At 31.6% G+C, this 13,386-nt stretch carries 11 protein-coding genes; 9 read left to right on the plus strand and 2 right to left on the minus strand.

The window, feature by feature from the left end; genetic code table 11:
• Both prmC and ACKTSU_RS07065 read right to left on the minus strand, forming a co-directional pair.
• The gene (gene prmC, locus ACKTSU_RS07060; protein WP_408035674.1) at nt 1-864 is read right to left on the minus strand and encodes a peptide chain release factor N(5)-glutamine methyltransferase; all 864 of its coding nucleotides are present in this window, start codon (nt 862-864) and stop codon (nt 1-3) included.
• A 29-nt stretch (nt 865-893) separates the two neighbouring features.
• Nucleotides 894-1,385, minus strand: coding sequence for a GNAT family N-acetyltransferase (locus ACKTSU_RS07065; RefSeq protein ID WP_408035675.1), 492 nt, complete (start codon nt 1,383-1,385; stop codon nt 894-896).
• Nucleotides 1,386-1,437: 52 nt separating this feature from the next.
• Here ACKTSU_RS07065 and ACKTSU_RS07070 point away from each other — a divergent pair, with 52 nt between their 5' ends.
• The 9 genes from ACKTSU_RS07070 (at nt 1,438) to glmM (ending at nt 13,358) form a co-directional block, all read left to right on the plus strand.
• Nucleotides 1,438-1,902: an LEA type 2 family protein gene (locus ACKTSU_RS07070; RefSeq protein ID WP_408035676.1), complete on the plus strand. Its 465-nt coding sequence runs from the start codon at nt 1,438-1,440 to the stop codon at nt 1,900-1,902.
• A gap of 4 nt (nt 1,903-1,906) precedes the next feature.
• Nucleotides 1,907-2,971: a bifunctional diaminohydroxyphosphoribosylaminopyrimidine deaminase/5-amino-6-(5-phosphoribosylamino)uracil reductase RibD gene (ribD, locus tag ACKTSU_RS07075; RefSeq protein ID WP_408035677.1), complete on the plus strand. Its 1,065-nt coding sequence runs from the start codon at nt 1,907-1,909 to the stop codon at nt 2,969-2,971.
• Nucleotides 2,964-3,575, plus strand: a complete 612-nt coding sequence (locus ACKTSU_RS07080) for an HAD-IA family hydrolase (protein ID WP_408035678.1) — start codon at nt 2,964-2,966, stop codon at nt 3,573-3,575. The genes ribD and ACKTSU_RS07080 overlap by 8 nt, the downstream gene beginning before the upstream one ends.
• Before the next feature lie 53 nt (nt 3,576-3,628).
• A complete protein-coding gene (locus tag ACKTSU_RS07085) occupies nt 3,629-4,435 on the plus strand; it encodes an EamA family transporter (RefSeq protein ID WP_456243493.1) in 807 nt (268 codons plus the stop codon).
• On the plus strand, nt 4,435-5,049 hold the full coding sequence (locus tag ACKTSU_RS07090; protein ID WP_408035680.1) for an IMPACT family protein: 615 nt from the start codon (nt 4,435-4,437) through the stop codon (nt 5,047-5,049). Before ACKTSU_RS07085 ends, ACKTSU_RS07090 begins: the two co-directional genes overlap by 1 nt.
• Before the next feature lie 70 nt (nt 5,050-5,119).
• Nucleotides 5,120-8,341 carry a T9SS type B sorting domain-containing protein gene (locus ACKTSU_RS07095; RefSeq protein WP_408035681.1) on the plus strand — a complete coding sequence of 1,074 codons (3,222 nt, stop codon included), beginning with the start codon at nt 5,120-5,122 and terminating at the stop codon, nt 8,339-8,341.
• 258 nt (nt 8,342-8,599) lie between these two features.
• Nucleotides 8,600-9,835 carry a hypothetical protein gene (locus tag ACKTSU_RS07100; protein ID WP_408035682.1) on the plus strand — a complete coding sequence of 412 codons (1,236 nt, stop codon included), beginning with the start codon at nt 8,600-8,602 and terminating at the stop codon, nt 9,833-9,835.
• A gap of 223 nt (nt 9,836-10,058) precedes the next feature.
• Nucleotides 10,059-11,810 (plus strand): 30S ribosomal protein S1, encoded by a 1,752-nt coding sequence (gene rpsA / locus ACKTSU_RS07105; protein WP_299001783.1) that lies wholly within the window; start codon nt 10,059-10,061, stop codon nt 11,808-11,810.
• A gap of 153 nt (nt 11,811-11,963) precedes the next feature.
• Nucleotides 11,964-13,358, plus strand: a complete 1,395-nt coding sequence (glmM, locus tag ACKTSU_RS07110) for a phosphoglucosamine mutase (RefSeq protein WP_408035683.1) — start codon at nt 11,964-11,966, stop codon at nt 13,356-13,358.
• The last annotated feature ends 28 nt before the right edge of the window (nt 13,359-13,386 follow it).

The following is a 13,386-nucleotide window of genomic DNA, read 5'->3' on the forward strand; positions in this document are numbered from 1 at the left end:
TTAATAAGTTGCTTTAATCATCCGATTGTTACCAAACAAATCTTTTCGAAGTTCAACTTTAGTAAAACCTTTACGCTTTAACATTTCTATAGTTTCAGAGCCTAAATACTGATTGATTTCAAAAAAAAGCAATCCATTTTTAGTTAACGACTTAATGGCTAAATCGGCTATTTTTTTATAGAAAATCAACGGATTATCATCATCAACAAATAACGCTAAATGTGGTTCGTTTTCTAAAACATTGTTTTTGATTTCTACTTTTTCTAATTCGCGCACATAAGGTGGATTAGATACTATCACATCGTATTGTTTAGGTAAACTCTCAGTTTGTAATATATCTTGAAGTATAAAAGTAATTTCAACTTTGTTTAACGAAGCATTTTCCTTAGCTATTTCTAAAGCTTCCTCAGATACATCAATAGCGCTTACTTTTGCAGCTGGAAGCTCTTTTTTTAAGCTGATAGGAATACAACCTGTACCTGTTCCTATATCTAAAATAGATAATTGCTGTTTGTTATTTTCTAAACCTAATTCTTTTACCTCATTAAGAATCCATTCAACTAATTCTTCGGTTTCTGGTCTCGGAATCAGTGTGTTTTCATTTACCTTAAAAGGACATCCGTAAAACTCTGTTTTCCCTAATATGTATTGAATTGGTTCTTCTTTTTGTAATCTAGTAAGAGCTGTGTTTAAAAGATCATACTTTTCCGAAGGGATTTCTAAAGTTGGTTGTAAAGTAAAGTCTATTCGTTGTAATCCTAAATATTCTTCTATCAACAAAAAAAAGAAAGTATCTATTTCTGTTTTAGGAAATATACTTTCTAATTGTTCCGTAAAATAAACTCTAAAGTGTTTTAAATTCATTAAAATTTCGTTTCTAAAAACTATCTAAACTACAAATCCTTTAGCATCCAAACATTACACGAATAATGGCCTGTGTTTCCCATAGGTTTATCAAGATTTACAAATCCATTTTTCGCATATAAAGCTCTCGCAGCTTCCATGTAAGGCATGGTTTCTAAATAACATTGCTCAAAACCTTGTTGTTTGGCCTTATCCAAGCAATAATCAATTAATTTACTTCCTAAGCCTTTCCTTCTAGCTATAGGCAGGAAGTACATTTTTTGGAATTCACATACGTTACCTTCAAAATTGTCTAAAGGAGCAAAACCAGCACCGCCAACAACTTTTCCTTGATGCTCTACTACAAAATAACCAGCCTTATCTTTTTGGTAAGTTTCATACATTTCATCGGTAGCTTTATCTTCATAGGCAGTTCCTACCTTAGGAACTCCAAATTCGATTAACACACCACGTATAACTGCTGCTAATTCCGCATTATCTTGCGGTTTTACTTCTCTAATAATAAAATCAGAAGATATCATAAGAATATAGTACTTTTGTTAAAGCAAAGTACCCAAAAAAACACGAGTTTTCATGAAGAAAATCATATATTTTTTACCTTTTTTACTTTTTGTAGTAAGTTGTTCTGTAAAACAAAAACCTATCTTCTTAAAAGTTGATGATATAAAACTACTATCGGCTACTACCGATACTATTAGAGTAGGGGCAAATGCCTATTTTAAAAACCCTAATGATATTGGTGGTAAAATTGCTACTGATGAAATTAAAGTTTTAGTAAATCAGGTTCAAGTTGCTCAGGTATCTTCAGAAGAATTTAAAGTTCCTGCTCGTAAAGAATTCTCTATTCCTTTAAAAGTAGTGATTCCTGCCAAAAAAGTTTTTGAGAATAATAAAAACGGAGTTTTAGGCGGACTCCTTTCTTCTTTACTTAACCAAAGTTTAAAAGTTCAATTTAAAGGAGACTTAAAATATAAAGTGTTAGGTTTTTCGCATGTGTACCCAATTGATCAAATTGAAGATGTAAAAATAAAATTATAACAATTTGAATCACGAAATATACATACAACGTTGCTTACAATTAGCTAAAAACGGTATTGGCACAACACGTCCCAATCCATCTGTTGGCGCTGTAATTGTTCATGAGAATAAAATTATAGGAGAAGGGTTTACATCGCCTTATGGTGGTCCTCATGCTGAAGTCAATGCTATTCGTTCTGTACAAAATCAAGAATTATTAAAAGAAGCTACTATTTATGTGACTCTAGAACCTTGTTCTCATCACGGAAAAACACCACCATGTGCTGATTTGATCATAGAAAAAGGAATTCCTAATATAGTAATCGGTAGTGTAGACACCAATAGTTTAGTAGCAGGAAAAGGTATTGAACGTCTTAAAAAAGCAGGAAGAAGTGTAATAGTTGGTGTTTGTGAAAAAGCTTGTAAAGAACATCATAAACGTTTTTTTACTGTTCAAAACAAAAAACGTCCGTATATTGTTTTAAAATGGGTAGAAACTAAGGATGAATTTATAGCTCCTTTAACTAAAGATGAGCAAAAACCTGTGTGGATTTCAAATGCTTTTTCTCAACAGTTAGTTCATAAATGGCGAAGTGAAGAGCATGCCATTTTAGTAGGAACCAATACGGTGATTAATGACAATCCGTCATTAACTGTTCGTAGTAGGTCAGGAAATAACCCTGTGAGAATTGTTATTGATAAAAACTTACGAATTCCTTCAGAAGCAACTGTTTTAAATGGAAGTGTTAAGACAATAGTTATTGTAGGAAAGAACAATGAGATAAAAGATGTCATTTCGAACGATAGTGAGAAATCTGAAAAACTTATTTACGAAGAAATCAATTTTTCTTCTCGAGTAGCGGAGGAAATTTGCAATGTATTGCATAAACATCAAATACAATCGGTAATTATTGAAGGAGGTGCGCAAACCTTGCAAACATTTATCGAAGCCAATTTATGGGATGAAGCTAGAGTGTTTATCGGTGATGTAAACTTTGAAGCAGGAGTGAAGCGTCCTGTTTTCAATGCGAAACTTTCTTCCGAAGAAAAAATAACTAACGACATATTAAGAATATATAAGAATGATTAAAAACATCATTTTTGATTTTGGTGATGTATTCATCAATTTAGATAAAGAAGCAACATATAAAGAACTAGCAAAGCTTGGAGTTACTGAGATTAGCGAAGAAATGATGCAACAATATTATCAGTATGAAATGGGATTAATTTCTACGGATGATTTTATTGATTTTTTCTACAATAAATTCAATATTCCTAAAGAAAAATTAATCTACTCGTGGAATGCTATTTTGTTAGATTTCCCGAAGCATCGCTTAGATTTTTTGAAGAAACTTGCTGCAACGAATAATTATCGATTGTTTTTATTGAGTAACACAAACGATATGCATATTTCTTGGATTCAAAATAATTGGGGAGAAGAACTTTATAATGAATTTAAAAGTTATTTTGAACAGTTTTACTTATCGCACGAAATCAATCTAAGAAAGCCAAATACTAACATTTTTGAGTTTGTTTTAAGCGAAAATAATTTACAGGCTTCTGAAACTATTTTTATAGACGATACCCAAGAAAACACCAAGACTGCACAACAATTAGGTATTCATGTATGGAATAATTGTCCGAAAACAGAAGATGTGGTAGATTTACTAAAAAGAAAGGAGTTTATAGCGTGATATTTTTAATTTTCAGTGTTTTTATAACAAGTTTACTTTTTGTAATCTTTAAATTGTTTGATGTTTACAAAGTAAATACATTTCAAGCTATTGTTTTAAACTATGCGGTAGCATTGTGCTTCGGCTTTGTGCATTCAGAAATTTCACTTTCTGTAACAGAAATTCCAAAACAACCTTGGTTTTTAGGAGCAACCATCTTAGGTTTTTTATTTATTACCGTATTTCTTGTAATGGGAATTACTGCTCAAAAAAATGGACTTTCTGTTGCTTCTGTGGCTGGAAAAATGTCGGTCGTAATTCCTGTTGTTTTAGGAATTTTTCTCTATAATGAAAGTATTGGTTTTGTAAAAATCATCGGGATTATACTTGCGCTGGTAGCAGTGTATTTATCTTCAGCAAAAAGTGATACTGCTCCTGTTGAATTTAAAAACTTGTTGTTTCCTATGTTACTCTTTTTAGGATCTGGAAGCATCGATACTTTGTTAAAATACACAGAGGACACCTATGTTTCTAAAGGAGCTGTACCTATGTTTTTATCTACCATTTTTGGTTGTGCCTTACTTTTTGGTATTTCCTTTATGGTGATTCAATTTTTCAGTAAGAAGGTTAAGTTAGAGTGGAAAACACTTATTGGAGGAATTGCTTTAGGAGTTCCCAATTATTATTCGATGGAATTTTTACTGAAAGCATTACAAACAGAAGGACTTGAAAGCGCTACTATTTTTACGATCAACAATGTTTCGGTAGTCGTTTTAACCACGGTATTTGCTTTGTTGTTTTTTAAAGAAAAGCTCGTTAAAAAGAATTGGATTGGTATTGGACTTGCCATAATTAGTATTTTATTAGTAGTTTCGGCGTGATGAATGAGATAAAAGATACCTATAAAACCATTACAAAGCCTTCTGAAGAAACCTTGTTTAAAGACCGAAATAGCAAGTTTTTCGGGTATGCCTTTCCTGTTTTTTCTGAAGAGGATATTAAAGAACGATTAGAAGAACTTCGTAAACAGCACCATACAGCACGTCACCATTGTTATGCGTGGCAATTAGGTACAGAAAACACACGTTTTCGTGCCAATGACGATGGTGAACCTAGCAACTCTGCAGGACAACCAATTTACGGACAAATACAAGCCTTTGAGGTTACCAATATCTTAATTGTTTCAGTACGTTATTTTGGCGGAACTAAATTGGGAGTAGGAGGGTTGATTAATGCCTATCGTACTTCTGCACAATTAGCTTTAGAAGCTTCTGAAATTGTAGAAAAAACCATTGATGTTCATTATAAGCTGAAATTTGGTTACGATATGATGAACAAAGTACAACGTATCATTAAAGAACGAAACTTAGATATCATCAATCAAAAACTAGAATTAGACTGCGAATACACTGTTTCTGTACGTAAAAAAGAAGCTGAAAGCATTTTTGAAGTTTTTGATAATTTATTTAAAGTGGAAATTAAGGAAGTGGATTAAAATTTATATTATTTGAAATAAAAAAGCGAAAAAAGAAAATCTCTGTATAATGTTAAGAAAAATTGTTCTATTGACTATATTTTTAATGTTTTTAAAAAATATAAGTGCACAAATTACCCTAAATCATAATGTCGGTAATACTCTTGTTGAAACTGATATGTTTTCTTGTGATGAAGATAATGAAACCTGGTCAAGAGTATTTAAATTATCAGATTTTGGTATTAAACCAAACGAACAATTTGCAATTAAATCTGGGCAAGTAGGATTATTTAAATCTAGTGAAGGTGCTACTTTATTTTTTAATGTAGCCATTATTGGATCTGGATTTCAAAATGGAAGATCAATTAATGGAATTGGTTCAAGACTTATAGGAGAAACTCCTATTATAAATGGAGTTCCACAAGTTTTGGATACAACATTTGATACACCAATAATTGTTCCAGCTGGAACAGAGAGAATATTAGTTTCAGTGTCAAAATACCAAAGTATATATGACGAAAAAGTAGAAGTTTTAATTGCTGGTACAGAAAATGACAATGATAATTCATGGTATACAGGCTGCTTTGATACTTATTTCCACACTCAAACAGAAAACTTACCCACACCCGTTACCAATGCTAATTTTTACATTAATGTTACTGGAGAAGTTTTTGATGTAAATAGCTCAGGAGCTACCACAAGATTAACACATAGTACTTGTGATGATATTGTTAAAACTAATATTTATGGTTGTACAACTGGAGGAATGAGTTGGTCAAGAGATTTTATATTAAATAATTTTGGAATTTCAAATAATGAAGAGTTTGTAATTAACTCAGGACAAGTGGCAATATATTATGCTAACTGGGGAACAAACATTCAATTTAGAATCTATAAAATTGATGATAATTTCCCTTCTTCTTTTTCTGAGTTAAATTTGATTGGTTCAAGTCAAATAGTTCCAATCTCTTATTTTGGAGCTTCTAGTTCTCCTAGAATTTTTGAGGTTGATTTTGACACACCTATTGTAATCCCCTATGGAGTTGAAAGAATTCTTGTAGAAGTGTTACAAGGTGGGGGAACCGTGTCTTTTCCAGGAGGTACATCAAGTGATGATAATACGACTTCGTGGTTTAGGTCTTATTCAGGAGGATGCCCTCCATCTGGACAATTTATAGATGTGAAAGATCTTGGATATCCAGAAACTAAGTTTTATGTAAATGTAACTGGAAATGTAAATCATGTTACCAATAATTTTGATATGAATATTTCAAATATTTGTTCAGAGTTTTTAAAAGAGTTTAGTATTCAAGGAACATCAAATATAACCTCTGTTACATGGAATTTTGGTGATCCTACTTCTGGTACAGATAATATTTCCTCAGATTTATCTCCTTTCCATGATTTTTCTTCTGAAGGAACATATACAATAACGGCTAATGTGTTAGCTGAAGATGGAACAACTGAGGTTTTAACCGAAACAATTGAAGTAAAAGAACCTCCCACAGCTTATGGTATAAATAATATATATGCTTGTGAAGATGTTTTTAATACAGGGGTCTCCTCTTCATTTGATACATCTTCAATTAAAGAGCAAGTTCTAGGAGGACAATCAGATAAAATAGTGACCTTTATAGATGGTAGTGGTAAACAATACGAGTCGCTCCCTAATCCTTTTACAAATACAATTGCAAACAGGGAAACAATCAAAGTAAGAGTTAGTCATAAAGACAATTTATGCTGCTATTCTGAAACGAGTTTTGACTTAATTATAAATCCATTACCTAGTTTAGAACTAATATCAGATTTAAAAGAGTGTGATACTGACTCTAACGGATACGCTACGTTTAATCTACAAGAAATTCATAAAAACATAATAGGAAACAGCACTAACATCAAGGTTGAGTTTTATCATGAGAATGGAAGACAAATTTTAACATCATTATCGACAGTTACTAATTTAGTAATTAATCAAGAAATAATAACAGTTAAAGCAATAAATACAGATACAGGTTGTTACAATCAGTCTACTATAAAGTTAATTGTTAACCCTATACCAATAGCTAACCCTTTACAAGAAATTTTTGGCTGTGATGATAATAACGATGGAATATCCGAATATTTTGATACATCAAATATAGAAAGTTTGGTGTTAGGAAACCAAACAGGGGTAGAGGTTTCTTATTATGATAATTTAGGTAATAAATTACCTTATCCTTTACCAAACCCTTATACAAATACATCTCAAAACAATGAAACAATCACAGTAAGAGTAACCGATATTTTATCGCAATGTTACTCAGAAACGCCACTTATTTTAAAAACAATAACAAGCCCAGTAATTAATCAACCATCAAATATTTATGCTTGTAACTTAGAAAATGGGATTACCTTTTTTGATTTGTCCAATATAAAAAATGAAATGATTGAAAATCAAACAGGTTTAAAAGTAACTTATTTTGATATGGATGGGAATGAGTTACAAAATACAGCCTTAAACTCATATAAAAACACAAAGACTTGGTCAGAAACAATAAATGTTCGAGTAGAGAATATAATAAACGATTTGTGTTATATAGAAACTAGCTTTAATTTGATTGTTAACGAATTACCAATTGTAAATTTAGAAAAGGAATACTTTTTATGTAACCTAGAACCTTCTTTACCCCTATCTATTAACGAGAGTTTCGATAGTTATGAATGGTTTTATCAGGACAATACTTTAATCTCTAAAACACACGAAGTAAACTTAATTTATTCTGGGAATTATAAGCTTATAGTGAGAGAAATTAAAAACGATATACTATGTGAAAATAGTTTTGAATTTGAATTAATACGTTCTACTTTACCTCAAATAACAGGAATAAAACAAAACGGTACACCTAATAATGGAAGTATAGAAATAATAGCTACAGGTGATGGAGATTTTGAGTATTCAATAGATGGAGAGAATTTTCAAGACAGTAATTATTTTTCAAACTTAGAAGGAGAAACTTATACAGCCTATGTAAGAGATAAAAAAGGCTGTGGTACAGATTCAAAAAATATTACAATGGTTAATTATCCTAAGTTTTTCACACCTAATAATGATGGATACAATGATTTTTGGCAAATAAAAGGTATTGAGAATTTCCCTAATTCAAGGATAGCGATTTATGATAGGTATGGAAAACTTCTAAAAACATTAACTTCTAAAGATCCTGGATGGGATGGCTTTTATAACAATAAAAAAATGCCGTCTAATACTTATTGGTTTAAGGCTATTATGGATGAGGAAAATATATTTTCTGGCTATTTTGCATTGAAGAGATAGAGAATATTATTTTCAAACATCGAAACTTAGACATCATCAATCAAAAACTTGAGTTAGATTGCGAATACACCATTTCTGTACGTAAAAAAGAAGCAGAAAGTATTTTTGAAGTTTTTGATAATTTGTTTAAAGTTGAAAAAGTAGAAATTAAGGAAGTGGAGTAAGTTTGGTTTGATTATTTATCTTTAAACCATTAGCTTAGCTATCAACGGATACAATTAATTAACCCAATTATAACAAGGTTAAAACAGAATAGTTATGAATCAAGAGAAATGGAATGAAATAAATTTTTTACTATCAGAAAGCATAAAAGCTGATATAAGTGAAAATGATTTTGAAAAAAATGTAATTCAAGCTTTAAGAGTTTTAGATTGGAAACAGTTTTTAGGAGATTTTGATATTAGACCTTCTTTTCAATTAGGGTCAGTTAATCGAATCATGCCTGATTTTGTAGTTAAGTCAGCTACAAATAAAAACCTTTTTGTTATTGAAATTAAACAACCTAATATTCCTCTAACTTCCACATTTCAACAACAGTTGTTCTCATACATGCGCCTCTTAAAATTAGAATACGGTATTTTAATTGGACAAAGCATTCAAATATTTTACGACGGAGACTTAACAAATCAAGAAGACCCTATTTTGTTAGAAACAATTAAGTTTGAAAGAAACAGTAAAAAAGGAGAGGCATTTACAGAATTATTTAATAAAAATAAATTTAATGAGGAGTCATTAAAAGAATTCACAATTGAAGCACTTAAAAAAATCAATTTAAAACAAGACTTTAAAAAGCTTACAAAAAAAATAATATCAGAGAATTATACTGAGAGAGTATTAGAATTAATTAAACAAGATTTTATTAGTGAATATGATGGTGAATTACTCGATTCTGTATTGGGAGAAATAAAAATTCATATTGAAAAAAAGCCAGAGTATATCCAAAGCCATGGAATTCAAAAGAATTATACTCATTCAAAACATAAAAGTAATGAAAAAAAACCAGGTGTTATTTCAAGTATTAAAAGCTTAATAACAACTATACCTAAATCTCAAGAAGAAATTTTAGCGGGGTTAGTTCAGTTATTCCCTGAACGTTCAGAAGATTCAATGAGAAATACTGTTAGAGCTCAATTAGGAGGGGCAACTCAACCTCTTAGGATAGAAAGAGAGAAAAACTTCACATTAACAATAACTACAGATATAAACAACACTAAAAAATATTCAATAAATAAACCAACCTATAACAATTCAATTTTACCGATAGAATTAAACCCTCCGAATGAAATTGATTTTAAGACAGAATTACTTAAAACTAAAAAAGCCTATATCACTACATTTTATGCTAACGGCGATAAAGAAATAAAGCTTTGGAATGCTAAAAGATTTAGTGAAACTTCTGGGGTTTTAAATAACTTGAGGTCTAGAATTGAATTTAGAAATGGAGAATGGCAAAATAGAGGTATTATTAATGTTTATGTTTCTATTGATAACTAATATAATAAGTTAATATCTTTACGAAGCTTATCGCTATCTTCACCCTTAACCCTCTAAAAACCAAAACATTTTAGGTTACTTCAAGAATTATTCGTAAATTTGCACGCCTTTTTACGAGTACAGATTTAAAAAAGGTGTAAAATTATATTTATAAAGTTTAATTTCTCTTGGCGTTAGCATCGTTAAAAATCTGGTTAACAAAAAGATACAAATTATTTTCAGAATGTCTGAAACAAAAGTAAACCCACAAGAATTTTTAGCTGACTTTGATTGGCACAAGTACGAACAAGGTATTGAAGCTGTAGATGAGGCTAAATTAAAAGAATTTGAAACTGCGTTAGAAGGAACTGTAGGTTTCGTTAACGAGCGTGACGTAATTGAAGGTGAAGTAGTACGTATTACTGACCGTGATGCTATTATCGACATCAACTCTAAATCAGAAGGAGTAATTTCGTTAAACGAGTTCCGTTATAACCCAAATTTAGCAGTGGGTGACAAAGTAGAAGTATTAGTTGACAAAAGAGAAGATTCTTCTGGTCAATTAGTATTATCTCACAAAAAAGCACGTGTAATCAAAGCTTGGGATCGTGTTAACAACGCACACGAAACTGGTGAAATCGTTAACGGTTTTGTTAAGTGTAGAACTCGTGGAGGTATGATCGTTGATGTATTTGGTATTGAAGCTTTCTTACCAGGTTCTCAAATCGATGTGAAGCCTATCCGTGACTACGATCAATACGTAGAGAAAACTATGGAATTCAAAGTTGTTAAAATCAACCACGAATTTAAGAACGTAGTAGTATCTCACAAAGCGTTAATCGAAGCTGATTTAGAAGATCAAAAACGTGAAATTATCGGTCAATTAGAAAAAGGACAAGTATTAGAAGGAGTTGTTAAAAACGTAACTTCTTACGGTGTATTTGTTGACTTAGGAGGTGTTGACGGATTAATTCACATTACCGATTTATCTTGGTCTCGTATCAACCACCCGAACGAAGTTGTTGAATTAGATCAAAAATTAAACGTTGTAATCTTAGACTTTGATGATAACAAGTCTAGAATTCAATTAGGTTTAAAACAATTATCTGCTCACCCATGGGAAGCTTTAAACTCTGATTTAAAAGTTGGTGATAAAGTAAAAGGTAAAGTAGTTGTTTTAGCTGATTATGGTGCATTTGTAGAGGTTGAAGAAGGAGTAGAAGGATTAATCCACGTTTCTGAAATGTCATGGTCAACTCACTTACGTTCTGCGCAAGATTTCGTAAAAGTTGGTGATGAAGTAGAAGCTCAAATCTTAACATTAGATCGCGAAGAGCGTAAAATGTCTTTAGGTATGAAGCAATTACACCCAGATCCTTGGACTGATATTACTACTAAGTATCCAGTTGGTTCTACACACACTGGTACTGTACGTAACTACACTAACTTTGGTGTATTCGTTGAGTTAGAAGAAGGTATCGACGGATTAGTATATATCTCTGATTTATCTTGGACTAAGAAAATTAAGCACCCATCAGATTTCGTAACTGTTGGTGATCAATTAGAAGTACAAGTATTAGAATTAGACGTAGAAAACCGTAAGTTAAACTTAGGTCACAAGCAAACTCAAGATAACCCTTGGGATGCTCATGAAGCTACGTATGCTATCGGGTCTATGCACGAAGGTACTATTAAAGAGAAAAATGATAAAGGTGCAACAGTAGTATTTGCTGACGGAATTGAAGCTTTCGCTCCAACTCGTTTCTTAGAAAAAGAAGACGGTAGCAAATTAGCTAAAGGTGATGTTGCTCAGTTCCAAGTAACTGAATTCAGTAAAGAGTACCGTAGAATCGTTGCTTCTCACACTTCTATCTTTAGAGAAGAAGAACAAAAGAACATTAAAGCTGCTGCTGCTAAAGCTCAAGAAGTAGAAAAAACTACTTTAGGAGACATCGGTGGATTAGCTGAGTTAAAGAAGAAAATGGAAGGAAAATAATCCTAACAACTTCTTAAAAATGATAAAACCGTTAAGCTGTAAAGTTTAACGGTTTTTTTAGTTTATATGTAACAAATGTTACACTTAAAGCCTTCCCGTTTTAATGCTCTTTTCTTAAATAACTTTATATTTGTTACCTAATAAAAAATTAATATGACACTTATAAAATCTATATCAGGTATTAGAGGTACCATAGGCGGAAATACAGGTGATAATTTAACTCCGATTGATGCAGTAAAATTTGCAGCGGCATACGGAACTTTTATAAAAAAGAAAAACGTAGAAAAAGAAAAAATAACTATTATTATTGGTAGAGATGCTCGTATTTCAGGTAAAATGATAAGTAGCTTGGTTGCCAATACCTTAGTGGGTTTAGGAATTGATGTTATCGATTTAGGTTTATCTACTACACCTACAGTGGAAGTTGCAGTTCCTTTAGAAAAAGCGGATGGAGGTATTATTTTAACTGCTTCTCACAACCCAAAACAGTGGAATGCTTTAAAGCTCTTAAATGAAAAAGGAGAGTTCTTAAATGGAGAAGACGGAGCAGAGATTTTAAAGATTGCTGAAAAAGATGCAACTATTCAGTTTGCTGAAGTAGACGATTTAGGATCGTACAGAAAAAAGAAAAACTACATAAAAAAGCACATCAAAGAAGTTTTAAAACTTGATTTAGTTGATACAAAAGCCATCAAAAAAGCGAAATTTAAAGTAGTTGTAGATGGTGTAAATTCTACAGGAGGAATCGCAATTCCTGCTTTATTAAAAGAATTAGGTGTAAAGTGTATCGAATTGTACTGTGATCCTAACGGACATTTCCCACATAACCCAGAGCCTTTAAAAGAACACCTAACAGATATTTCTGAATTGGTTGTAAAGAAAAAAGCTGATTTAGGTATTGTGGTTGATCCTGATGTGGATCGTTTAGCCTTAATTTCTGAGGATGGTTCTATGTTCGGTGAAGAATACACCTTAGTTGCTTGTGCCGATTATGTTTTAGGTCAATTAGGAGGTGGAAATACAGTTTCTAACTTATCTTCTTCAAGGGCTTTACGCGATGTTACCGAAAAGCATGGCGGAACTTATACAGCAAGTGCAGTAGGAGAGGTAAACGTAGTACAAATGATGAAAGATACCAACACCGTAATTGGAGGAGAAGGAAATGGAGGTATAATTTATCCTGAGTCTCATTACGGGCGTGACTCATTAGTTGGGGTTGCTTTATTCTTATCACATTTAGCGCATAAAAAAATGTCTTGTAAAGAGCTAAGAGATTCATATCCTAGTTATTTTATGAGTAAGAATAAAATCCAGTTAACACCACAAATTGATGTTGATAAGATTTTAGAAACTATGGCTAGTAAATATAAAAACGAAGATGTTAATACAATTGATGGTGTAAAAATTGATTTTGCTGAAGAGTGGGTACACTTACGTAAGTCAAATACGGAACCTATCATTAGAATTTATACAGAAAGTACTAGCCAAGAGAGCGCAGATACTTTAGCTGAAAGATTTATCACTGAAATAGAACAAATAATACAATAAACACTTGAAATTAAAAATAGTAAGTTTA

It is taken from the genome of Tenacibaculum aestuarii (assembly GCF_964510395.1).
Classification (GTDB): Bacteria; Bacteroidota; Bacteroidia; order Flavobacteriales; family Flavobacteriaceae; genus Polaribacter; species Polaribacter aestuarii.

What these genes read in the sequence shown, in the direction of transcription:
- ACKTSU_RS07080 (WP_408035678.1), top strand. Translation starts at nt 2,964, where the DNA reads ATGATTAAAAACATCATTTTTGATTTTGGTGATGTATTCATCAATTTA.
- ACKTSU_RS07065 (WP_408035675.1), bottom strand. Translation starts at nt 1,385, where the DNA reads ATGATATCTTCTGATTTTATTATTAGAGAAGTAAAACCGCAAGATAAT.
- ACKTSU_RS07100 (WP_408035682.1), top strand. Translation starts at nt 8,600, where the DNA reads ATGAATCAAGAGAAATGGAATGAAATAAATTTTTTACTATCAGAAAGC.
- glmM (WP_408035683.1), top strand. Translation starts at nt 11,964, where the DNA reads ATGACACTTATAAAATCTATATCAGGTATTAGAGGTACCATAGGCGGA.
- prmC (WP_408035674.1), bottom strand. Translation starts at nt 864, where the DNA reads ATGAATTTAAAACACTTTAGAGTTTATTTTACGGAACAATTAGAAAGT.
- rpsA (WP_299001783.1), top strand. Translation starts at nt 10,059, where the DNA reads ATGTCTGAAACAAAAGTAAACCCACAAGAATTTTTAGCTGACTTTGAT.
- ACKTSU_RS07070 (WP_408035676.1), top strand. Translation starts at nt 1,438, where the DNA reads ATGAAGAAAATCATATATTTTTTACCTTTTTTACTTTTTGTAGTAAGT.
- ACKTSU_RS07090 (WP_408035680.1), top strand. Translation starts at nt 4,435, where the DNA reads ATGAATGAGATAAAAGATACCTATAAAACCATTACAAAGCCTTCTGAA.